Here is a 21851-nt window from a genome sequence, read left to right on the forward strand (position 1 = left end):
ATCGGGGGAGCCCCGCGCGGCCGTACCACCGCACGGCGAGCGCATCAGACCACGTTCGCTACTCTCGGGCAGATCGTCCAAAGGAGGGGTAGATCGTGCGATCTGTCTGGGGCACCACCGTCCGGGGGCGTACGTCCGCGGGGATGGGCGTCCTCGTCCTCGGTGCCGCGCTGTCGGCCTGCTCGGGCTCGGACGGCGCGAAGTCGGCGCCGCCACCGCCGAGCAGCACGGGTACGCCCCAGCCCAGCGGGACGCCGACTCCCGCGACGCATCCCTTCACCGGCGGCGCCAAGGGGCTGACCAACCCCGTCCTCGCGGTCAAGATCGAGAACACGCGGCCGGCGTTCCCGCAGAGCGGCGTCTCGGCCGCCGACATCGTCTACGTCGAGCAGGTCGAGGGCGGCGAGACCCGCCTGATGGCGGTCTACTCCTCCAAGCTGCCGAAGAAGGTCGGGCCCGTCCGCAGCGCCCGCATCTCCGACCTGCACATCCTGCCGCAGTTCGGCCGTCCCGCCTTCGCGTTCTCCGGCGTCCAGAGCAAGATGAAGAAGTACATCCGCAAGGCACCGCTGTACGACATCTCCCAGGAGAACGCGGGGGGCGCGTACTTCCGCTCCGGCGACAGGCGGATCCCCTACAACCTCTACGCCGATCCCAAGAACCTGCTGAAGCGGGCGCCGAAGGCCGCGAAGCCGCGCGACATCGGCTTCCGTTTCGGAGACGCCCCGGACGGCGGCAAGCCCACCAGGTCGTTCACCGCCCGGTGGCCCGCCGCGACCATGGGGTTCACGTGGTCGGCCAAGCAGAAGCGGTGGCTCGCCAGCTGGGGCGGCAGCCCCGACCGCGCCGCCGAGGGCGGGCTCCTCGGCGGCAGGACCGTCGTCGTCCAGTACGCCAAGACGACCCGCTCGAAGTTCCACGACTTCCTCGGCAGCTACACGCCGCTGATCCACACCACCGGGAACGGGCGCGCGGTCGTCCTGCGCGACGGCAAGGCCTACGGTGCCAAGTGGTCGCGCTCGTCCGAGAGCGAGGGCACCACCTACACCACCGCCGACGGCAAGCCGATGAACTTCGCCCGCGGCCAGGTCTGGGTCGTGCTCGTCAACGACGGCAAGCCCTACACGCCCTAGCGACGGCCCGGCGGCCGGCGCCGCCCGTCACTGCGTAAGCGGCCGGTGTCCCTCGCTGACACTCTGCCGGGTCGAGAGGTCGTACGAGCAGGCAATATCATGGGAAAAGACTTGTTGTCCGTCCACGTGAGGAATGCCCGTGTCCACTTCCACTCCCGCCCCTGACAACGCCGCGCCCGAGACCGGGACCGCCCGCGTCAAGCGCGGCATGGCGGAGATGCTCAAGGGCGGCGTGATCATGGACGTCGTCACGCCCGATCAGGCGAAGATCGCCGAAGACGCGGGCGCGGTCGCCGTCATGGCCCTGGAGCGGGTGCCCGCCGACATCCGCGTCGAGGGCGGCATCTCCCGGATGAGTGACCCCGACATGATCGACGGGATCATCGCCGCGGTCTCCATCCCCGTCATGGCCAAGGCCCGTATCGGCCACTTCGTCGAGGCGCAGGTGCTGCAGGCCCTCGGCGTCGACTACGTCGACGAGTCCGAGGTGCTCACGCCCGCCGACTACGACAACCACATCGACAAGTGGGCGTTCACCGTCCCGTTCGTCTGCGGGGCCACCAGCCTGGGCGAGGCGCTGCGCCGCATCACCGAGGGCGCGGCGATGATCCGCTCCAAGGGCGAGGCCGGCACCGGCGACGTCTCCAACGCCACGACGCACATGCGCAAGATCCGGCAGGAGATCCGCCGCCTGCAGTCCCTGCCCGAGGACGAGCTGTACGTCGCGGCCAAGGAGCTCCAGGCCCCCTACGAGCTGGTCAAGGAGGTCGCCCGGGCGGGCAAGCTGCCCGTCGTGCTGTTCACCGCGGGCGGCATCGCGACCCCCGCCGACGCCGCGATGATGATGCAGCTCGGCGCCGAGGGCGTCTTCGTCGGCTCCGGCATCTTCAAGTCCGGCAACCCCGCCCAGCGCGCCGAGGCGATCGTGAAGGCCACCACCTTCCACGACGACCCCGACGTGATCGCCAAGGTGTCCCGCGGCCTCGGCGAGGCCATGGTCGGCATCAACGCCGCCACCCTCGGCGAGGACCAGAAGTTCGCCGGCCGCGGCTGGTAGCGGAGGTGCGTCCGCCCGGCCCCGGGTGGCCGGGCGGATCGGTGGGTACCCCCTCCACACGGGCCGCCGAGAGGGTTTACGCTGACGGCGCGGCCGGAGGGGGCGAGCCCTGGCCGGCGCCCGGCCGCGGGAGGGAAGAGCATGGCTTGGTCGGTCGCGCTGGCGTGCGCGAGCGCGGGTGAACCCGCCGACGTGTTCCAATCGGGCCTGGTGCCCGATCCGGACGCCGCCGCGAAGATCGCGCGCCGCCTGTATCCGGCGGCCGCCCTCACCGAGACCGGCGACACCGTCCTGGACTTCGCGCTCTGGCCGTACGAGGACGAGCTGTTCGTCGGGGCCTTCGGCCGGGCGCTGCTCCTGTGCGACCGGCGGCTGTTCTGCCTCGACGACGACGCCCGCCGCATCGCCGACACCGCCGCGGCGGCGCTCCCCGGCTCCCACTGCGGCGTCCTCGTCCTGCACAACGTGATCCGCAGCTGCTGGTTCCGCTGGTACGAGTCGGGCGTGCTGCTCCGCGACGTGTACGTCACCGCCGAGGACGGCGTGGTCGTCGACCAGGGTGAGCGGCTGCCCGCCGAGCGCCCGTTCTGGCGCGCCGTCGACGAGGGCGCCCCGGACGTGCCGCTCCCGTTCGACCCCGAGGAGTTCGGCCTCGCCCTCGCCCAGGAGCACATGTTCGGCCGCGGCATCGCCGACCGCGGCAAGGACGGCTTCCTTCCCCTGGAGCTCCCGGTCCGCCGCTTCCGGCACGCCTGACCGACGCCTGGAGCGGAGCTTGCGGAGTGGAAGGTGTCGGTCGGGCTGCTCTTTTCGGGGGTGTGGGGGTGGTTCCCCACAGTGGTGTGTCCGACGCCTGGAGTGGAGCTTGCGGAGCGGAAGGCGTCGGTCGGCACCCGGTATCGCTGGGAAGATCGGCCAGGTCGTGGGGCGTTGTAAGGAACGTCTAGGGTTGAGACGTCTCCTGTGTCCCCGGAAGGTTTCCACGTGACTGCTGTGCCCACGATCGGTGTCCTCGCCCTGCAGGGCGACGTGCGCGAGCATGCGCGCGCGCTGGAGGAGGCCGGGGCGCGCACCGTGACGGTGCGCCGTCCTGACGAGCTGGAACGGGTCGACGGGCTGGTCCTGCCCGGCGGGGAGTCCACCACCATGTGGAGGCTGGCGCGCTCGTTCGAGATGCTCGACCCGCTGCGCAAGCGGATCGAGGCGGGCATGCCCGCCTACGGCTCCTGCGCCGGCATGATCATGCTGGCGGACCGGATCCGGGGCGGCGTGGCGGGTCAGGAGACCATCGGCGGGATCGACATGACCGTGCGGCGCAACGCGTTCGGCCGGCAGGTCGACTCGTTCGAGGCCGCCGTCCCGCTGACCGGTATGGGTGACACGCCGTACCACGCCGTTTTCATCCGCGCACCCTGGGTGGAATCCGTCGGCGACTCCGTCGAGATCCTCGGACGCGCGGAGAGCGGCCCGAACGCCGGTAGGATCGTCGCCGTCCGCCAGGGGCGCCTCATGGCGACCGCGTTCCATCCGGAGTTGACAGGCGATTTCCGCGTGCACCACTACTTCGCCGATCTGGTGCGCCGGACGACTGAGGAGGATTGACAGATGTCCGGCCATTCCAAGTGGGCGACGACCAAGCACAAGAAGGCGGCCCTCGACGCCAAGCGGGGCAAGCTCTTCGCCAAGCTGATCAAGAACATCGAGGTGGCGGCCCGCACGGGCGGCGGCGACGCCGACGCGAACCCCACCCTCTACGACGCCATCTACAAGGCGAAGAAGAACTCGGTCCCGAACGACAACATCGAGCGGGCCCGCAAGCGGGGCGCCGGCGAGGAGGCCGGGGGCGCCGACTGGCAGAACATCACCTACGAGGGCTACGCCCCCGGTGGTGTCGCCGTGCTCATCGAGTGCCTGACCGACAACCGCAACCGGGCCGCCTCCGAGGTCCGCGTCGCCCTGACCCGCAACGGCGGCTCCCTCGCCGACCCGGGCTCGGTCTCCTACATGTTCAACCGCAAGGGCGTCGTGATCGTCCCCAAGGCGGGCACCAGCGAGGACGATGTGATGATGGCCGTCCTGGACGCCGGGGCCGAGGAGGTCAACGACCTCGACGACGAGAACTTCGAGGTCGTGAGCGAGGCCGGCGACCTGGTCGCGGTCCGCTCGGCCCTGGTGGACGCCGGGATCGACTACGAGTCGGCGGAGAGCAAGTTCCTGCCGAGCGTCACCGTCCCGCTCGACGAGGACAACGCCAAGAAGGTGTTCCGGCTCCTGGACGCCCTGGAGGACTCCGACGACGTCCAAGAGGTCTACGCCAACTTCGACGTGAGCGACGAGGTCATGGCCTCCATCGACGCCTGACGCGCCGTCGCCTCCCGAACGCCGCCGCCCGCCCGGGTCCGGCGGCGTTCGCGTCGGCGCCGTCGCATACGGTCTGGATCATGGAGATTCGCGCTCTCGCACCCGACGAGGCGGACGCCGTCCGCGACATCCGGGCCCGCGCCTTCGGGCCGCTGCCCGACGAGGTGTGGGCGAGGCGGTCCCGCATGGTCCGGCAGGCGGCGGAGGCGGGGCGGCAGTTCGCCGGTCTCGACGGCGGCACGGTCGTCGCCACGGGAGCCCTGCTCGACATGACGCAGTGGTGGCACGGGCGGGCGGTGTCCGCGGCCGGCGTCAGCGCGATCACCGTCGCCCCCGAGGAACGCGGGCGGGGTCTCGGCCGCCGCCTGATGGCCGACCTGCTGGAGCGGTGCGCCGATCTCGGTCACCCGCTCGCCATGCTCTATCCGGCCACGACGCGGCTCTACCGGTCGCTCGGCTGGGAGCACGCGGGGGCCTGGCACCACGTCGACCTGTCCACCGAGGCCCTGCGCACGATCGCGGCCGAGTGGGTCCCCGTCCGCAGGGCCGGGCCCGGCGACGCCGCCGAGGTGGCCGCCGTGGTCGGCCGCGCGCACCGGACGGCGCGCGACTGCGGTCCGGTCGGCTGGCCGGAGGCGAGGTGGCGCGTGTACCTGGACGGCCCCGACGCCTACCACTACCTGGCCGAGGACGGGTTCCTCTCCTACCAGTGGGCGGAGGGCAACACCGGTCTGGAGGTCGCCCGGCTCGTCGCCTCATCCGAGCGGACGCTGAGGGCGCTGTGGGCGATCGTCGGGTCCGGCTCGTCGACGGCCGAGTCCGTGCGGGCCTGCGTCTCGCCGATGGACCCGGTGCTCTGGCTGCCGCGCGAGCGCGAGAGCGAGGCCGTGCAGCGCTCCCAGTGGATGCTGCGGGTCGTCAACGCGCCCGCCGCGATCGCGGCACGCGGCTACCCGGACGGGGTCGCCGCCGGCGTCCCGATGGAGATCGACGATCCGCAGCGTCCGGCGAACTCGGGCCACTGGCGCCTGGAGATCAAGGACGGGGAGGGGCGGCTGGAACGCTCCGCCCCCGACGCCGGCGCCGTGCGCCTCGGCCCGCGCGGCCTGTCGGCCCTCTACTGCGGGATCCCGGTGTCGACGCTCCGCCGCGTCGGCCTGGTCCAGGGCGCGGACGCCGATGCGCTCACGGCCGTGTTCGCGGCCACGCCGTTCTCGCTGGATTACTTCTGACCGGCCACGCGGATTGATAGCGTTGGCGGCCGAACAGATGATCGAAGGAGCGGCCGTGCGGGTGATGGGGGTGGACCCCGGGCTCACCCGGTGCGGGGTCGGGGTCGTCGAGGGCGCCCCGGGCAAGCGGCTGCACCTGGTGCACGTGTCGGTCGTGCGGACCGCCCCCGACGAGGACCACGCCCTGCGCCTGCTGGGCGTCGAGACGGGCATCGCGGCGGTCATGGACGAGCTGCGCCCCGACGCCGTCGCCGTCGAGCGCGTGTTCTCCCAGCACAACGTGCGGACCGTGATGGGCACGGCCCAGGCCGCCGGGATCGCCATGCTGCTGGCCGCCCGGCGCGGCCTGCCCGTCGCGCTGCACACCCCCAGCGAGGCCAAGGCCGCCGTCACCGGGAACGGCCGCGCCGACAAGGCGCAGGTGACCAGGATGGTGACCCGGCTCCTGTCCCTGGAGACGGCGCCGAAGCCGGCGGACGCCGCGGACGCGCTCGCCCTGGCCATCTGCCACGTGTGGCGCGGGGGAGCGCAGCGGCGGCTCGCGCACGCGCACCGGTCGCGGATCGAGGAGGCGGCCAGGGCCGAACGGGAGCGGCTCGCCGCCCGGAACAGAGGAGGAAGCGTCCAGTGATCGCCTTCGTCAGCGGCCGGGTGGCCGCCGCGGGCCCCGACGGGGCGGTGATCGACGTGCACGGCGTCGGCCTCTCGGTGCAGTGCACCCCCACCACGCTGGCCGGCCTGCGGGTCGGGGAGCAGGCGCAGGTGCCGACCTCCCTCGTCGTCCGCGAGGACTCCCTCACGCTGTTCGGGTTCGCCGACGACGACGAGCGCACCGTCTTCGAGCTGCTCCAGACCGCCAGCGGCGTCGGGCCCCGCCTCGCCCTGGCGATGCTGGCGGTCCACTCGCCGAACGCGCTGCGCCGCGCCGTGTCCACCGAGGACCTGACGGCGCTCACCAAGGTGCCCGGCATCGGCAAGAAGGGCGCGCAGCGCATCGTCCTGGAACTGCGGGACCGCCTCGGCGGCCCGGTCGGCGACGACGGCGGCGACCTGCGCGCGCCGGCCCGCGCCGAGCCGTGGCGCGACCAGGTGCAGATGGGCCTGGTCAACCTCGGCTGGTCGGCCAGGGACGCCGACGCCGCCGTGGACGCGGTCGCGGCCGACCTCGACGGCGGGGAGACGCCCCCGGTCGCGGCCCTGCTGAGGTCGGCCTTGAAGAAGCTCAGCAAGCCATGAGCGGTAGCGAACCTGGGGGTGTGGGGGGTCGCCTCCCACGGGAGACACGGATGAGTGGCAGCGAACCTGGGGGTGTGGGGGGTCGCCTCCCACGGGAGACACGGATGAGCGGTAGCGAACCGGGGGGTGTGGGAGTCGCCTCCCACAGGAGACACGGATGAATGGCAGTGGACCGGGGGAGGCGCAGGGGGCGGGGATGAGCGGAGCCGACGAGGCCGAGCGGCTGGTGTCCGCGGACGCCGGCGGGGCCGAGGAGCAGCAGATCGAGGCCGCGCTGCGGCCGAAGAAGCTGGCCGACTTCGTCGGGCAGGAGCGGGTCCGTGAGCAGCTCTCGCTGGTGCTGCACGGCGCCCTGGGGCGTGGCAGGACCCCCGACCACGTGCTGCTGTCGGGCGGGCCCGGACTCGGCAAGACCACCCTCGCCATGATCATCGCTGCGGAGCTGGGGCAGCCGCTGCGGATCTCCTCGGGGCCGGCGATCGAGCGGGCCGGCGACCTCGCGGCCGTGCTGTCGACCCTCGCCGAGGGCGAGGTGCTGTTCCTGGACGAGATCCACCGGCTGGCGCGGCCCGCCGAGGAGATGCTCTACATGGCGATGGAGGACTTCCGCGTCGACGTCGTCGTCGGCAAGGGCCCCGGGGCGACGGCGATCCCGCTGGACATCGCCCCCTTCACCCTGGTGGGGGCCACCACGCGCGCCGGCATGCTGCCCGGTCCGCTGCGCGACCGGTTCGGCTTCGTCGCGCACATGGACTTCTACGAGCCCGCCGAGTTGGAGATCATCGTCCACCGGTCCGCCCGGCTGCTGGACGTGGAGATCGCCGAAGAGGCCGCCGCCGAGGTCGCCGGGCGCTCGCGCGGCACGCCCCGCATCGCCAACCGGCTGCTGCGCCGCGTCCGCGACTACGCCGAGGTGCGCGCCGACGGCGTGGTCACGCGGGAATCGGCCCGCGCGGCCCTGGCGTTGTACGAGGTGGACGAGCGGGGCCTGGACCGGCTCGACCGCTCCGTGTTGGAGTCGCTGATGCGCAAGTTCGGCGGCGGGCCGGTGGGCCTGTCGACGCTGGCCGTGTCGGTGGGGGAGGAACCCGAGACCGTCGAGGTCGTCGCGGAACCGTTCCTCGTCCGGCAGGGGCTGCTCGCCAGGACGCCGCGCGGAAGGGTCGCCACGGCCGCCGCGTGGGCGCACCTGGGGCTTCCCCAGCCGCCGACGGCTCCGATGGCGGGCGCCCTGTTCGACCTGGACGGGGACACGGGCCGGGCCGAATAGTGATCATCTGATAACGGGTTGGGAACTTCCCGGCGTCGCCGATCGTCGCCTCGTTGCCGGGGTCTCGCGTACTCTCTAGACTCCGGGACTTGGTTCACCGTCTCCAGCCGGCGGTCCCGTGGCACGTGACCGATCCGGTCACAGGCTGGGCAATCAACTTCGGAAGGATGCCCCAGTAATGGGCAGCGACATTATTCTTGCGGCGGGCTCGGGCGGTAGCGGGTCCTTCAACCTGCTCCTGCTCCTCGCCGTGCCACTGGTCTTCTACTTCCTGCTCATCCGGCCGCAGAGCAAGCGCCGGAAAGAGCAGATGCAGATGCAGAACGCCATGGAACCGGGCGCTCGCGTCCTGACGACCAGCGGTATGCGCGCGACCGTCGTGTCGGTCGACGACGACGGCATCGTGCTGGAGATCGCCGACGGCGTCGAGGTCCGCTTCGTCAAGCAGGCCGTCATGCAGGTCCTCAAGGACGACGAGCCCGAGGAGCTCGACGACGAGCACGACGAGGACATCGAGGACGAGGAGCGCGACGAGGACGGCGACCGCGTCGACCTGTCCAAGGACGGCTCCGAGGTCGACCTGTCCAAGGACGGGGACGGCGAGGCCGCGGAAGCCGCGGGCGAGGACACCGCGGGCGAGGACGGCGAGCCCGAGTCCAAGCCGAAGGGGAAGGCGAAGGTCGAGGCGGGCGACAAGCCCGCCTGACCCCTCTCACGGCGACGATACGACGGGAAGTACGACGACAAGTGGCTCCGCCCAAAAATGCTCCCAAGCCCGGGCGCACGCTCCTCGCGCTCTTCGCGATCATGGTGGTCCTGGCCGGTCTGGCGGTCTGGCAGGGGCAGACGAAGCCCAAGCTGGGCCTGGACCTCGCCGGCGGGACGACCGTGACGCTCACGGCCAAGACCGCGAACGGCAAGAATCCCCCGGCCGACCAGATGAACCAGGCCGTCAAGATCATGACGAAGCGCGTCAACGGTCTGGGGGTGTCCGACGCCGAGGTCGCCAAGCAGGGCAGCAACAACATCGTGGTGAACGTCCCCGGTGAGGGGCAGGGCCGCGTCGTCAACCTGATCGGGACGACGGCCAAGCTGCAGTTCCGCCAGGTGTTCGCGGTGGCCGACGGCAAGCCGTCGAGCGGGGCGGTGCCCGCCCCGTCCCCCAGCCCGTCCAAGGGCACGGGGGAGAAGAAGGACGGGGGCAAGAGCCCGTCGCCGTCCGCGTCGGCCTCGCCCTCGGGGAGCGCGTCGCCGTCGGCGTCGTCCACCCCGCGCGGCCGGGCCCTGTCGGGGGCGCTGACGGCCCCGACGCCCAAGCCGTCCGGGTCCGCCGCCCCGTCGTCGACGCCGTCGGCGTCCTCGCCGCTGGGCCAGCCGTCCGGGCAGCCCACGGCTCCCACGCAGGACTACCCGGGCGTCACCGACAAGGCCGTGATCAGCCAGTTCGAGGCGCTGAACTGCTACGGCGGCGACCGGCGGGCCCCGGGGTCCAACGACCCGAACCGCAAGTTCGTCGCCGCCTGCGACCAGGACGAGGAGAGCGGCCAGGCCGCCAAGTACATCCTCGGCCCGGTCCGGGTGCTGGGCGAGAACGTCTCCTCGGCGACCGCGATGCCGCCGAACGCCCAGCAGGGCCAGGCCAGCTGGTCGGTCTCGCTGAAGTTCGACGGCACGGGCGCCCGCCAGTTCGGCGAGGTCACCACCGCCGCGTCCCAGGCCTACCAGCAGAACCCGTCCTCCCCGCAGGCGCAGGTCGCGATCGTCCTGGACGGGCAGGTCGTCTCGGCGCCCAGCATCCGCGAGGGCGCCATCACCGGCGGCACCGCCAGCATCGACGGCCCGCCCGACAGCTTCGACCAGCAGTACGCCACCGACCTCGCCAACGTGCTCAAGTACGGGGCGCTGCCGCTGGAGTTCAAGCAGAGCTCCATCGACGAGGTGTCGTCCACGCTGGGCTCCGACCAGCTGACCGGCGGGCTGATCGCCGGCGCGATCGGGCTCGGCCTGGTGGTGCTCTACTGCCTGTTCTACTACCGGGGCCTCGGCCTGGTGGCGGTGTCCAGCCTGGTCGTGGCGTCGGTCATCACCTACGAGGCGGTGGTGATCCTCGGTGAGGGGATGGGCTTCCGGCTCTCCCTGCCGCACATCATCGGCCTGATCGTGTCCATCGGCATCACCGCCGACTCGTTCATCGTCTACTTCGAGCGGCTGAGGGACGAGCTGCGGGCGGGGCGCAAGCTGCGCTCGTCGGTGGAGAACGCCTGGAAGCGGGCGCGGCGCACCATCCTCGTCGCCGACGCCGTCACCTTCCTCGCGGCGCTGGTGCTGTACTTCCTCGCGGTCGGCGGCGTGGCCGGGTTCGCGTTCGCGATGGGTCTCACGACGCTCATCGACGTCATCGTGGTGTTCTTCTTCACCAAGCCGATGGTCGCGCTGCTGGCGCGCACGAACTTCTTCGGACGCGGGCATCCGATGTCCGGTCTCGATCCGAGGCGCCTGCACAAGGCGCAGGACACCTCCGCCCCAGCCGCCCGCACGACGAGCCAGGAGGCCTGAGCATGGGAACGCGTGCGGCCATCTCCCGGATCTACCGGGGCGAGATCAGCGCGGACATCGTCGGCCGGCCGAAGATCTGGTACACGATCTCCGGTCTGCTGCTGGCGCTGTCGATCGCGGGCCTGCTGGTGCAGGGCCTCAACTTCGGCGTGGAGTTCAAGGGCGGCTCGGTCTTCACCTTCAAGGCGCCGAGCGCGTCGATCGAGCAGGTGCGCGGCGCCGTCGGCGACGGCGGCGCCCACCAGGTGATCGTGCAGAAGGCGGGCGGCGACTGGCGGGTCACGACCGAGAGCCTGTCCTCCGACCAGGTCACCGAGGTCAAGACGAGCGTCGCCAAGGAGCTGACCGTTCCCGCCGACAAGGTCAGCACGCAGGTCGTCGGCGCCTCGTGGGGCGGTGAGATCCAGAAGAAGGCCTGGCAGGCGCTGCTCGTCTTCATGATCTTGATCATCGCCTACCTGTCGGTGGCGTTCGAGTGGCGGATGGCCGTGGCCGCGGTGGTCGCGCTCGTCCACGACCTGGTGATCACGGCGGGCATCTACGCCTGGTCGGGCTTCGAGGTGACCCCGGCCACGCTGCTCGGCTTCCTGACGATCCTCGGCTACTCGCTGTACGACGCGGTCGTCGTCTTCGACATGATCAAGGAGGTCACCAAGCCGCTCGGCCCGACCTCCAAGATGACCTACAGCGAGGCCGCCAACCAGGCGCTCAGCAGCACCCTGGTCCGCTCGCTGAACACCTCTCTGGTGGCGATCCTGCCGGTCGGCGCGATCCTGTTCATCGGAACGACGCTGTTCGGCGCGGGCACGCTGAAGGACCTCTCGCTCGCCCTGTTCGTCGGCATGATCGTCGGCACGTACTCCTCGATCTGCGTGGCGACGCCGCTGCTCGTCCAGTTCAAGGAGCGCGAGCCGAAGTTCAAGCAGCTCCGGCAGAACATCGCCCGGCGCGAGCAGAGCGCCAAGCGGGCGTCGAAGGCCAAGGTCAGGGCCGGTGCCGGCGCCTCCGCCGCCTCGGCCGAGGACGACCCGTCCGACGACGACGCCGGCGAGGACGCCGAGCACGACACCCCGGAGATCCGCAGCACGGTCACCGTGCGGAAGGTCGTGCAGAGCGGGTCGCGGCAGCAGCCGAAGCGCGGGTCGCGGCAGCAGCGCCGCGGCGGCAAGTAGGGCGGGGACGGAGTGGACCTCGGCAAGCTGATCCAGGAGCGGATCCGCGACATCCCCGACTATCCCAAGCAGGGGGTGATGTTCAAGGACATCACCCCTCTGCTGGCCGACCATGTGGCGTTCGCCGGGGTGGTCGACGCCGTGGTGAACCACTACGGCCGCGGCACCATCGACAAGATCGTCGGTATCGAGGCCCGCGGGTTCATCCTCGCCGCGCCCGTCGCCTACCACTTCGGGGCGGGCTTCGTCCCGGTGCGAAAGAAGGGGAAACTGCCCTCGGCGACGGACGCGGAGACCTATGATCTCGAGTACGGGAGCGAGACGATCGAGATCCATCTCGACGCCTTCGAACCGGGCGACCGGGTGCTGATCGTCGACGACGTCCTGGCCACCGGAGGGACGGCCAGGGCCACCGCCGAGCTCGTGCGGCGGGGCGGTGGCGAGGTCGTCGGGTTGTCGGTCCTCCTCGAGCTGTCGTTCCTGCACGGACGCGACAAGCTGGGGAATCTGGACGTTCACTCCCTGGTTACGGTCTAGTACGAAATAGGGGCCGGATACACTGACGCCATCAGGGTCCGGTCGGAACGGGCGCGGCCCGCGCGACGGCGGGTGCGGCGCCCGGGATGGACTAGGGAGGCTGGGTGCCAGGTGAGGTGGTATCGACCGACGCGGTGAACACCGCCGCCGAGGAGCGGCGCGCGCCCCCACCGCCCGACGTCCGGCCGCCCGAGCCCGACGAGCCCGCCGCGCGGACGCCCGCGTCCGCCCCGCCCGCCCAGCCCTCGTCGAGATCCGATGTTCCCCCAGCTCCAGACCCTGGCGCCGCCCCGGACGACGATGAAGCGTCCGGGCCCGCCGTCCCGTCCAGGCCCACGCCGGCCACGATCCCGCCGTCCGCCGCCCGGGTGCGCCGTAGGCTCGCCAGGTTGGGCGCCCAGCGCGGCCCCGCTATGAACCCGGTACTCGAACCACTGATCAAGACGGTCCGCAACACGCACCCGAAGGCGGACCTCCGGCTCATCGAGCGCGCCTACGACGTGGCCGCGCACTACCACCGGCATCAGAAGCGCAAGAGCGGCGACCCGTACATCACCCATCCGCTCGCGGTCACCACCATCCTCGCCGAGCTCGGCATGAACACCGAGACGCTCTGCGCGGCGCTTCTGCACGACACCGTCGAGGACACCCCGTACACCCTCGACCAGCTGAGCGCCGAGTTCGGTGACGAGATCGCCGCCCTGGTCGACGGTGTCACCAAGCTCGACAAGGTCAAGTACGGGGAGGCCGCCGAGGCCGAGACCGTGCGCAAGATGGTCGTGGCGATGTCCCGCGACATCCGCGTCCTGGTGATCAAGCTCGGCGACCGGCTGCACAACATGCGCACGCTGCGCTACATGCCGCGGCACAAGCAGGAGAAGAAGGCCCGCGAGACCCTGGAGGTGTTCGCGCCGCTCGCGCACCGCCTCGGGATGAACACGCTGAAGTGGGAGCTGGAGGACCTCGCGTTCGCCACGCTGTACCCCAAGCGGTTCGACGAGATCGCCCGCCTGGTGTCCGAGCGCGCCCCGCGCCGCGACGTCTACCTGCAGGAAGTGATCGAGAACGTTTCCACCGACCTGCGCGAGGCCCGGATCAAGGCCACCGTGACGGGCCGGCCGAAGCACTACTACTCGATCTACCAGAAGATGATCGCGCGGGACGTCAGCTTCGACGACATCTACGACCTGGTCGGCATCCGGGTCCTCGTCGACAGCGTCCGCGACTGCTACGCCGCCCTCGGCTCGATCCACGCGCGGTGGAACCCGGTTCCCGGCCGGTTCAAGGACTACATCGCGATGCCGAAGTTCAACATGTACCAGTCGCTGCACACGACGGTGATCGGCCCGGAGGGCAAGCCCGTCGAGCTGCAGATCCGCACCTGGGGCATGCACCGCCGCGCCGAGTACGGCGTCGCCGCGCACTGGAAGTACAAGGAGGAGACGGTCGGCGGCCGCAAGGCCGGTGACATGCAGTGGCTGCGCCAGCTCCTCGACTGGCAGAAGGAGACCGCCGACCCGGCCGAGTTCCTGGAGTCACTGCGCTTCGACCTGTCGGTCTCCGAGGTGTTCGTCTTCACGCCGAAGGGCGACGTGATCGCGCTGCCGCAGGGCGCCACCCCCGTCGACTTCGCGTACGCGATCCACACCGAGGTCGGGCACCGATGTATCGGCGCCCGCGTCAACGGGCGCCTCGTCCCCCTCGAATCGACCCTCGACAACGGCGACACCGTCGAGGTCTTCACCTCCAAGTCGCAGGACGCGGGCCCGAGCCGCGACTGGCTCGGCTTCGTCAAGAGCGCCCGCGCCCGCAACAAGATCAAGCACTGGTTCTCCAAGGAGCGCCGCGACACCGCGATCGAGTCCGGCAAGGACGCCATCGCCCGCGCGATGCGCAAGCAGAACATGCCGCTGCAGCGGATGATGTCCGGCGAGGCCCTCCTCGCCCTCGCCCGCGACATGCGCTACCCGGACGTGTCGTCGCTGTACGCGGCGGTGGGCGAGAGCCAGGTCTCCGCGCAGCACGTCGTGCAGCGCCTGGTGGACGCCCTCGGCGGCGTGGAGAGCGCCGAAGAGGATCTCGCCGAGATCGCGCTGCCGACGCGCCGCAAGCGCAGCCGCCCCGCGGGCGACCCGGGCGTCGTCGTCGCCGACGACCCCGACGTGTGGATCCGGCTGTCGCGCTGCTGTACCCCGGTCCCCGGCGACGACATCGTCGGCTTCGTGACCCGCGGCCACGGCGTCTCCGTCCACCGCTCCGACTGCGCCAACGTCGAGAGCCTGAGGTCGCAGCCGGACCGGCTGATCGACGTCAAGTGGTCCCCGGGCGAGGACTCGGTGTTCCTCGTCGCGATCCAGGTGGAGGCGCTCGACCGGCCCCGCCTGCTCTCGGACGTGACCCGCGTCCTGTCCGACCAGCACGTCAACATCCTGTCGGCGTCGGTCACCACGACCCGCGACCGCGTCGCCGTCAGCCGCTTCACCTTCGAGATGGGCGACCCGAAGCATCTCGGCCACGTCCTGAAGGCCGTCCGCTCCATCGACGGCGTCTACGACGTCTACCGGGTGACGAGCGGCGCCACCAAGTAGGAGCACGTACGCGAGAGGGCGGCCGCGTCTGCGGCCGCCCTCTCGCGTACGGGTCAGTTCTCGGCGGGCTCGTCCTCGGGGACGAAGTCGACGCCGGCCTCCGCGCGCTGCTCCGGGGTGATGGGGGTCGGCGCGGCGGTCAGGGGGTCGTAGCCGGAGGCGGCCTTCGGGAAGGCGATCACATCGCGGATCGACTCCTGGCGGGCGAGGAGCATGACCACCCGGTCCCAGCCGAACGCGATCCCGCCGTGCGGCGGCGGGCCGAACTTGAACGCCTCCAGCAGGAAGCCGAACTTGGACTCCGCCTCCTGCTTGGACAGGCCCAGCACGTCGAAGACGCGCTGCTGCATCTCGGCCCGGTGGATACGGATGGAGCCGCCGCCGATCTCGTTGCCGTTCAGGACGAGGTCGTAGGCGTCGGCGAGGGCGGTGCCCGGGTCCTCCTGGAAGGTGTCGGCGTACTCGGGCTTGGGCGCGGTGAACGGGTGGTGCACCGACGTCCAGCCGACCTGCTCGCCCTTGTCGTCCTCGACGGGCTCGAAGATCGGCGCGTCCACGACCCAGACGAACTTCCAGGCGGACTCGTCGATCAGGTCGCGGCGGCGGCCGATCTCCAGGCGCGCGGCGCCGAGGAGCTCCTGGGTGGAGTGCCGCTTGCCGGCGCCGAAGAAGACCGCGTCGCCGGGGGAGGCGCCGGTCTTGGCGGCGAGGCCCTCCTTTTCGGCGTCGGAGAGGTTCTTGGCGACCGGGCCGCCGAGGGTGCCGTCCTCCTGGACGAGCACGTAGGCGAGGCCGCGGGCGCCGCGGGCCTTCGCCCAGTCCTGCCAGCCGTCCAGCTCCTTGCGGGTCTGGGACGCGCCGCCGGGCATGACGACCGCGCCGACGTAGGGGGCCTGGAACACGCGGAACGACGTGCCGGCGAAGTACTCGGTCATGTCGGTCAGCTCGTTGCCGAACCGCAGGTCGGGCTTGTCGGAGCCGTAGCGGGCCAGCGCGTCGGCGTAGGTGATGTGGGGGATCGGGCGGGGGATCTCGTACCCGGCGATCTCCTTCCACAGGCGCGCCACGAGGTCCTCGCCGACCGACAGGACGTCGTCCTGCTCGGCGAACGACATCTCGATGTCGATCTGGGTGAACTCGGGCTGCCGGTCGGCGCGGAAGTCCTCGTCGCGGTAGCAGCGGGCGATCTGGTAGTAGCGTTCGAGGCCGCCGACCATGAGGAGCTGCTTGAACAGCTGCGGCGACTGCGGGAGCGCGTACCAGTGGCCCGGCTTGAGCCGGACGGGGACGAGGAAGTCGCGGGCGCCCTCCGGGGTGGACCGGGTGAGGGTGGGCGTCTCGACGTTCACGAAGCCGTGCGCGCGCATCACCTCGTGCGTCAGGAACGAGGCCTCCGAGCGGACCTTCATCGCCCGCGCGACGCTCTCGCGGCGCAGGTCGAGGTAGCGGTACTTGAGGCGGATCTCCTCGTTGACGTTGACGTCGCCCTCGATGGGGAACGGCAGCGGCGCCGCGTCGGAGAGCACCTCGATGCGGGCGGCGGCGACCTCGACCCCGCCGGTGGGCAGTTCGGGGTTCTCGTTGCCCTCAGGCCGGACGCGGACCTCGCCGACGACCTTGACGCAGTACTCGGCGCGCAGGTCGTGCGCGGTGTCCTCCTCGCGGAAGACGACCTGCGCGGTTCCGGAGGCGTCGCGCAGGTCGATGAACGTGACGCCGCCGTGGTCGCGGCGGCGCCCGACCCAGCCGGCCAGCGTTACCTGCTGCCCGGCGTGCTCCTTGCGGAGCGTCCCCGCCTCGTGGGTGCGGATCATTTCGAGAGCCTTTCCTTCAACGTCGTGGTGAGGTCGGTGAGCGGGACGGCGGTCTGCTCGCCCTCGGCCAGGTCCTTGACCTGGGCGACGCCGTCCGCGATATCTCGCTCCCCGAGGATCACGGCGTACCGGGCGCCCGAGCGGTCCGCGTCCTTCATGGCGCCCTTCAGCCTCTTGCCGCCGAACGCCATGTCGGCGGCGATCCCGGCGCTGCGCAGCTCGGCGACGAGCGCGAAAAGGCGCCGCTCGGCGGTGTCGCCGAGCGCCACGCCGAACGCCTCGCAGCGCGGCTTGGCGGCGAACGCGGGGCCCGCCTCGTCCGACGACTCGGCCTCCAGGGCGAGGATCGTGCGGTCCAGGCCGAGCCCGAACCCGATGCCGGGCAGCGGGGGGCCGCCGATGTCCTCCGACAGCCCGTCGTAGCGGCCGCCGCCGCCGATGCCGGACTGGGCGCCGAGCAGCGGGTGGTCGAACTCGTAGGTGGTGCGGGTGTAGTAGTCCAGGCCGCGGACGAGGGTGGGGGTGTCCTCCCACGCGATGCCGAGGTCGGCGAGCAGTTCCCGGACGCGGTCGTGGTGCGCCTTGCACGCCGGGCACAGGTGGTCGGCCATCAGCGGGGCGCCCGCGAGCTGCTCGCGGACCTTGGGACGCTTGTCGTCCAGCACCCGCAGCGGGTTGATCTCGACGCGGGCGCGGGTGTCCTCGTCAAGGTCCAGGCCGCGCAGGAAGTCCTGCAGGAGGGCCCGGTAGGCGGGGCGGCACTCCTTGCAGCCGAGCGAGTTCAGCAGCAGCCGCACCCGGGTCAGGCCGAGGGACCGGTACCAGTTCCACGCGATCGCGATCGTCTCGGCGTCGACCTGCGGGTCCTCGCTGCCGATCGCCTCCAGGTCGAGCTGGTAGAACTGCCGGTAGCGGCCCTGCTGCGGGCGCTCGGCCCGGAACGCGGCCCCGGTCGTCCACACCTTCACCGGCAGCGAGCCCTTGTGCAGGTTGTTCTCCAGGACGGAGCGCAGCACCGACGCGGTGAACTCGGGGCGCAGCGTCAGCGACCGGCCGCCCCTGTCCTCGAAGGTGTACATCTCCTTGGACACGACGTCGGTGGACTCGCCGACGCCGCGCCGGAACAGGTTGGTGTCCTCGAACACCGCCAGTTCCAGATACCCGTACCCGGCCAGCCTCGCCTGCTCGGCGAACGCCTCCCGGATGGCGTAGAAGAGATCCGCGCGCGGCGGGACGTACTCGCTGACCCCCTTTGGGGCCCGGAAACTCGAACTCATGGTGTTTTAGATCAGAATCCCTTGTCAGGTCCGTCCGCGGGGACCAACTCCGAGAGGAACGGGTTGGTCGCGCGCTCGCGGCCGATTGTGGTCTGGTCGCCGTGGCCGGGCAGGACGGCCGTCTCGTCGGGCATCGTGAGGCACACCCGGGACAGGCTGGCGAGGATCTGCTCGTACGATCCGCCCGGCAGGTCGGTGCGCCCGATGGAGCCGGCGAACAGCAGGTCGCCGGTGAACATCACGTCCGGGATCTGCTGCGCCTTCGGCGTCCGGAACGTCACCGACCCGGGCGTATGGCCCGGCGCATGGTCGACGGTGAAGCTCAGCCCGGCCAGCTCCAGCACCGACCCGTCGGCCAGCTCGCGCACGTCGTCCGGCTCGGACAGCTCCAGCCCGCCGAACAGCTGCTGCCCGGCGCCCAGGGACAGGCCCTTGGCCGGATCGGTCAGCAGGTCGCGGTCGTCGGGGTGGACGTAGGCCGGGACGTCCTTGGCGCCGCAGACCGGGGCCACCGACCAGACGTGATCGAGATGGCCGTGCGTCAGCAGCACCGCGACCGGCTTCAGCCGGTGCTCGCGCAGGATCTCCTCGATCCCGCCCTCGGCGTCCTGGCCGGGATCGATGATCACGCACTCCTCACCGGCGGCGGGCGCCACGACGTAGCAGTTCGCGGCGAACGATCCAGCGGGGAACCCGGCGACGAGCACGGTCGTCCTTCCTTTGAACCATCTCGGGTGGGCGTGTTCGAGGGTACCGGCGCGGCCACGGCCACCGCGAACGAGTTGGCGCGGCCGACGTGTCGCGGGGCGCGGCCCGCCGGGGCGCGGCCGGGCGGGAAAGCGCTCCCTGAACGCGGAGACGCTTTTACTCCCGGGTACCGCTACTATGCGCTGCACGTTCACCTGATCACACCGGAGAGGCGAGGTACGTGGCGGCGAAGGACCGCAAGAAGCAGCTCGCGCGGCAGCGCTACGAGCGCCAGCAGCAGCGGCAGGCGCAGGAGGCGGCGCGGGCGCGCCGACTCAAGATCATCACCGCCGCGGCGGTGGTGGCGGTCATCGTCGTCGGCGGCGCCGCGTTCATGGTGCTCACCAAGGACGACGAGTCCACCGCCGCCGGGCCCAAGTGCACCTACAAGGCGGCCCAGCAGGACGGCGCGCCCAAGGGCATCGGCACCCCGGCGGGCAAGCCCGCCTACACCGACATCGTCCAGACGACGATGAAGACCAACCAGGGCGACGTGGAGGTGCAGCTGTACGGCGGCAAGGCGCCGTGCACGGTCAACTCCTTCACGTACCTGGCGCAGAAGAACTTCTTCGACAAGACCTCGTGCCACCGGTTGACGAGCGGCGGGCTCAACGTCCTGCAGTGCGGCGACCCGACCGCGAAGGGCACCGGCGGGCCGGGCTACCAGTTCGCCAACGAGAACACCGAAGGCGCCATGTACACCGAGGGCACGCTCGCCATGGCGCACAGCAGCCTGCCGGACTCCAACGGCAGCCAGTTCTTCATGGTCTACAAGGACTCGCAGCTCCCGCCGGACTACACGGTGTTCGGGAAGATCACCAAGGGACTGGACGTGCTGAAGAAGATCGCTGACGCGGGCTCGGACCCGAAGGGCGACGGCAAGCCCAAGAAGAAGGTAGAGATCCAGGACGTCACGATCGCCGGGAAATAGGCGAACGGGATACTAAGGTGTGGAGGGTCCGGTCGCCGTGAGCGCGTCCGGGCCCGCGATTCAGGAGGCAAGGTGTCCAGCGCGACCGATCCCTGGGGCCGGGTGGACGAGGACGGCACCGTCTATGTCAGGACGGCCGACGGCGAGCGGATCGTCGGCTCCTGGCAGGCGGGCGCGCCCGAAGAGGCCCTGGCCTACTTCAAGCGCAAGTACGACGCGCTCGTCACCGAGATCGGCCTGCTCGAACAGCGGGTCCGCACCACCGACCTGCAGCCGGCCCAGGCCCAGCAGGGCATCGACCGGCTGCGCGAGGCCGTCGCCGAGGCGCACGCCGTCGGCGACCTCGGCGCCCTCCTGCGTCGCCTGGAGGGCCTGTCGGAGCAGGTCGGGCGCCGCCGCGAGGAGGTCAAGGCCCAGCGCGAGCAGCACCGGCACGAGGCCCGCGAGATCAAGGAGCGGATCGTCGCCGAGGCCGAGCGCATCGCCGTCGAGGAGACGCACTGGAAGAACGGCGGCGAGCGCCTGCGCCTCCTGGTCGAGGAGTGGAAGGCCGCCGACCGCATCGACCGCCCCACCGAGACCACGCTGTGGAAGCGCCTGTCGGCCGCCCGCAACGCCTTCACCAAGCGCCGCAAGGCCTACTTCGCCACCCTCGACGACCAGCGCGAGGAGGCCCGGCGGGACAAGGAGCGCCTCGTCGCCGAGGCCGAGGCGATGGCGGGCTCCACCGACTGGGGCGACACTGCCGCCGCCTACCGCGACCTGATGCGCCGCTGGAAGCTCGCCGGGCGCGCCTCCCGGGACGCCGAGGAGGACCTGTGGGCCCGCTTCAAGGGCGCCCAGGACACCTTCTTCCAGGCCCGCAGCGCGGCGTTCGCCGAGCGTGACGCCGAGTTCCGCGGCAACGCCGAGGAGAAGGAGAAGATCCTCGCCGAGGCCGAGCGGCTGCTGCCGGTGCGGGACGTCCGGCAGGCCCGCCAGTCCCTGCGCGCGATCCAGGAGCGCTGGGAGGCCGCCGGGATGGTGCCGCGCGACCAGCGCGACCGTCTCGAGGGGCGGCTCCGCAAGATCGAGGAGGCCGTCCGCTCCGCCGAGGAGAACGAGTGGCGCCGCACCAACCCCGAGGCCCGCGCCCGCGCCGAGGCCACGGTGGGCCAGCTGCGCAGCTCCATCGAGCAGTTGGAGAAGCGGCTCGGCAAGGCCCGTGAGGCCGGACGCCAGAAGGACGTCAAGGAGGCCGAGGAGGCCCTCAGCGCCCGTCGCGCCTGGCTCGAAGAGGCCGAGCGCACCCTCGCCGAGTTCTCCTGACCCTCTCGCCGCCGCCTTCAGGCCGTCCGGCCCAGGAAGGCGAGCATGCGCGTCTGCTCGTCCGCGCCGCGCGGCGCGGGCAGGGGCGGCGCCAGATGCCCCTCGGTCCGCAGTGAGGCGGCGACCACCTGGGCCGTCGCGAACGCGTGGTGGACGAGGTCGGGGTCGAGGCGCGCCGGCTGGCCCGTCGCCCGGGCCAGGTCCCAGGCGTGCGTCAGCGGCTCCAGGATGTAGGCCTCCAGGAAGTCGCCCAGCGGCAGCTCGCCCAGCCCGTCGAACGGGATGGGGCGGCGGAGCGCGTCGGGGGTGAGGGCCGCCGCGCACTCCTTGCGGGCCGTCCGCCAGCTCATCAGGACGTCGCCCGCGACGAACCGCGCGGGGTCGGTGTTGACGTCCGGCTCGGGCTGTCCCGTGGCCAGCGCCCGGACCAGGAACTGGCCGCCGGTCACGTGGCCGGCGACGTCCCGGGCGGTCCACCCCGAGCAGGGCGACGGCGCGTCCCACCCGTCGCGGGGGACGCCGGCCACCAGGCCCTCGAAGAGGTCGAGGGCCCGGTGGTAGCCGCTGAGGTTGTGAGCCATGGTGGTCAGTGACGCGCGATCCGGCGGCGCTGTCAAGCGCTATCGCGAACC

The 21851-nt window shown here is 71.4% G+C and carries 20 protein-coding genes; 16 read left to right on the forward strand and 4 right to left on the reverse strand.

The window, feature by feature from the left end; genetic code table 11:
• The first annotated feature begins 95 nt into the window (after window positions 1-95).
• From AB0H37_RS29885 to AB0H37_RS29950, 14 genes are all read left to right on the forward strand, one after another.
• The gene (locus tag AB0H37_RS29885) at window positions 96-1133 is read left to right on the forward strand and encodes a DUF3048 domain-containing protein (RefSeq protein ID WP_360616475.1); all 1038 of its coding nucleotides are present in this window, start codon (window positions 96-98) and stop codon (window positions 1131-1133) included.
• A 133-nt stretch (window positions 1134-1266) separates the two neighbouring features.
• Entirely contained in the window at window positions 1267-2190 is a 924-nt protein-coding gene (gene pdxS / locus AB0H37_RS29890) for a pyridoxal 5'-phosphate synthase lyase subunit PdxS (RefSeq protein WP_179834484.1), read from the forward strand.
• A 141-nt stretch (window positions 2191-2331) separates the two neighbouring features.
• Complete coding sequence (locus AB0H37_RS29895) at window positions 2332-2946, forward strand: hypothetical protein (protein WP_360616476.1); 615 nt, start codon at window positions 2332-2334, stop codon at window positions 2944-2946.
• A gap of 228 nt (window positions 2947-3174) precedes the next feature.
• Window positions 3175-3792 (forward strand): pyridoxal 5'-phosphate synthase glutaminase subunit PdxT, encoded by a 618-nt coding sequence (gene pdxT / locus AB0H37_RS29900; protein WP_360616477.1) that lies wholly within the window; start codon window positions 3175-3177, stop codon window positions 3790-3792.
• Window positions 3793-3795: 3 nt separating this feature from the next.
• The gene (locus AB0H37_RS29905) at window positions 3796-4551 is read left to right on the forward strand and encodes a YebC/PmpR family DNA-binding transcriptional regulator (RefSeq protein ID WP_089316293.1); all 756 of its coding nucleotides are present in this window, start codon (window positions 3796-3798) and stop codon (window positions 4549-4551) included.
• A gap of 80 nt (window positions 4552-4631) precedes the next feature.
• Window positions 4632-5783 (forward strand): GNAT family N-acetyltransferase, encoded by a 1152-nt coding sequence (locus tag AB0H37_RS29910; protein WP_360616478.1) that lies wholly within the window; start codon window positions 4632-4634, stop codon window positions 5781-5783.
• 55 nt (window positions 5784-5838) lie between these two features.
• Complete coding sequence (gene ruvC, locus AB0H37_RS29915) at window positions 5839-6414, forward strand: crossover junction endodeoxyribonuclease RuvC (protein ID WP_179838647.1); 576 nt, start codon at window positions 5839-5841, stop codon at window positions 6412-6414.
• Complete coding sequence (ruvA, locus tag AB0H37_RS29920; protein ID WP_179834487.1) at window positions 6411-7019, forward strand: Holliday junction branch migration protein RuvA; 609 nt, start codon at window positions 6411-6413, stop codon at window positions 7017-7019. The genes ruvC and ruvA overlap by 4 nt, the downstream gene beginning before the upstream one ends.
• A 196-nt stretch (window positions 7020-7215) precedes the next feature.
• Complete coding sequence (gene ruvB, locus AB0H37_RS29925; protein ID WP_360616479.1) at window positions 7216-8289, forward strand: Holliday junction branch migration DNA helicase RuvB; 1074 nt, start codon at window positions 7216-7218, stop codon at window positions 8287-8289.
• Window positions 8290-8467: 178 nt separating this feature from the next.
• Window positions 8468-8995 (forward strand): preprotein translocase subunit YajC, encoded by a 528-nt coding sequence (gene yajC, locus AB0H37_RS29930; RefSeq protein WP_179834488.1) that lies wholly within the window; start codon window positions 8468-8470, stop codon window positions 8993-8995.
• 41 nt (window positions 8996-9036) lie between these two features.
• Window positions 9037-10845, forward strand: a complete 1809-nt coding sequence (gene secD / locus AB0H37_RS29935) for a protein translocase subunit SecD (RefSeq protein WP_329091627.1) — start codon at window positions 9037-9039, stop codon at window positions 10843-10845.
• Window positions 10846-10847: 2 nt separating this feature from the next.
• The gene (gene secF / locus AB0H37_RS29940; RefSeq protein ID WP_360616480.1) at window positions 10848-12017 is read left to right on the forward strand and encodes a protein translocase subunit SecF; all 1170 of its coding nucleotides are present in this window, start codon (window positions 10848-10850) and stop codon (window positions 12015-12017) included.
• 12 nt (window positions 12018-12029) lie between these two features.
• On the forward strand, window positions 12030-12554 hold the full coding sequence (locus tag AB0H37_RS29945; protein WP_179834490.1) for an adenine phosphoribosyltransferase: 525 nt from the start codon (window positions 12030-12032) through the stop codon (window positions 12552-12554).
• 413 nt (window positions 12555-12967) lie between these two features.
• On the forward strand, window positions 12968-15142 hold the full coding sequence (locus AB0H37_RS29950; RefSeq protein ID WP_218935919.1) for a bifunctional (p)ppGpp synthetase/guanosine-3',5'-bis(diphosphate) 3'-pyrophosphohydrolase: 2175 nt from the start codon (window positions 12968-12970) through the stop codon (window positions 15140-15142).
• A gap of 53 nt (window positions 15143-15195) precedes the next feature.
• Here AB0H37_RS29950 and aspS read toward each other — a convergent pair whose 3' ends face one another.
• The 3 genes from aspS to AB0H37_RS29965 are packed head-to-tail and all read right to left on the reverse strand — an operon-like array spanning window position 15196 to window position 18940.
• Window positions 15196-16956 (reverse strand): aspartate--tRNA ligase, encoded by a 1761-nt coding sequence (gene aspS, locus AB0H37_RS29955; protein WP_360616481.1) that lies wholly within the window; start codon window positions 16954-16956, stop codon window positions 15196-15198.
• Complete coding sequence (gene hisS / locus AB0H37_RS29960) at window positions 16953-18233, reverse strand: histidine--tRNA ligase (protein WP_360616482.1); 1281 nt, start codon at window positions 18231-18233, stop codon at window positions 16953-16955. The genes aspS and hisS overlap by 4 nt, the downstream gene beginning before the upstream one ends.
• A gap of 11 nt (window positions 18234-18244) precedes the next feature.
• On the reverse strand, window positions 18245-18940 hold the full coding sequence (locus tag AB0H37_RS29965; RefSeq protein ID WP_179834494.1) for an MBL fold metallo-hydrolase: 696 nt from the start codon (window positions 18938-18940) through the stop codon (window positions 18245-18247).
• A gap of 221 nt (window positions 18941-19161) precedes the next feature.
• Here AB0H37_RS29965 and AB0H37_RS29970 point away from each other — a divergent pair, with 221 nt between their 5' ends.
• Together AB0H37_RS29970 and AB0H37_RS29975 are read left to right on the forward strand one after the other, a co-directional pair.
• Window positions 19162-19911, forward strand: coding sequence for a peptidylprolyl isomerase (locus tag AB0H37_RS29970; RefSeq protein ID WP_329091616.1), 750 nt, complete (start codon window positions 19162-19164; stop codon window positions 19909-19911).
• 72 nt (window positions 19912-19983) lie between these two features.
• Window positions 19984-21219, forward strand: coding sequence for a DUF349 domain-containing protein (locus AB0H37_RS29975; RefSeq protein ID WP_329091613.1), 1236 nt, complete (start codon window positions 19984-19986; stop codon window positions 21217-21219).
• Between the two features lie 17 nt (window positions 21220-21236).
• Here the strand turns inward: AB0H37_RS29975 and AB0H37_RS29980 are convergent, their stop codons facing one another.
• The gene (locus tag AB0H37_RS29980) at window positions 21237-21800 is read right to left on the reverse strand and encodes a TIGR03086 family metal-binding protein (RefSeq protein ID WP_329091611.1); all 564 of its coding nucleotides are present in this window, start codon (window positions 21798-21800) and stop codon (window positions 21237-21239) included.
• Window positions 21801-21851: the final 51 nt, after the last annotated feature.

Origin of the sequence: Actinomadura sp. NPDC023710 (assembly GCF_040639875.1) — a bacterium.
GTDB classification, from domain to species: Bacteria; Actinomycetota; Actinomycetes; order Streptosporangiales; family Streptosporangiaceae; genus Spirillospora; species Spirillospora citrea.

Excerpts from the sequence above, each read along its gene's own strand:
- pdxS (WP_179834484.1), top strand. The coding sequence starts at position 1,267 with ATGCCCGTGTCCACTTCCACTCCCGCCCCTGACAACGCCGCGCCCGAG.
- yajC (WP_179834488.1), top strand. The coding sequence starts at position 8,468 with ATGGGCAGCGACATTATTCTTGCGGCGGGCTCGGGCGGTAGCGGGTCC.
- AB0H37_RS29980 (WP_329091611.1), bottom strand. The coding sequence starts at position 21,800 with ATGGCTCACAACCTCAGCGGCTACCACCGGGCCCTCGACCTCTTCGAG.
- AB0H37_RS29910 (WP_360616478.1), top strand. The coding sequence starts at position 4,632 with ATGGAGATTCGCGCTCTCGCACCCGACGAGGCGGACGCCGTCCGCGAC.
- AB0H37_RS29895 (WP_360616476.1), top strand. The coding sequence starts at position 2,332 with ATGGCTTGGTCGGTCGCGCTGGCGTGCGCGAGCGCGGGTGAACCCGCC.
- AB0H37_RS29905 (WP_089316293.1), top strand. The coding sequence starts at position 3,796 with ATGTCCGGCCATTCCAAGTGGGCGACGACCAAGCACAAGAAGGCGGCC.
- ruvB (WP_360616479.1), top strand. The coding sequence starts at position 7,216 with ATGAGCGGAGCCGACGAGGCCGAGCGGCTGGTGTCCGCGGACGCCGGC.
- aspS (WP_360616481.1), bottom strand. The coding sequence starts at position 16,956 with ATGATCCGCACCCACGAGGCGGGGACGCTCCGCAAGGAGCACGCCGGG.
- AB0H37_RS29950 (WP_218935919.1), top strand. The coding sequence starts at position 12,968 with ATGAACCCGGTACTCGAACCACTGATCAAGACGGTCCGCAACACGCAC.
- hisS (WP_360616482.1), bottom strand. The coding sequence starts at position 18,233 with ATGAGTTCGAGTTTCCGGGCCCCAAAGGGGGTCAGCGAGTACGTCCCG.
- secF (WP_360616480.1), top strand. The coding sequence starts at position 10,848 with ATGGGAACGCGTGCGGCCATCTCCCGGATCTACCGGGGCGAGATCAGC.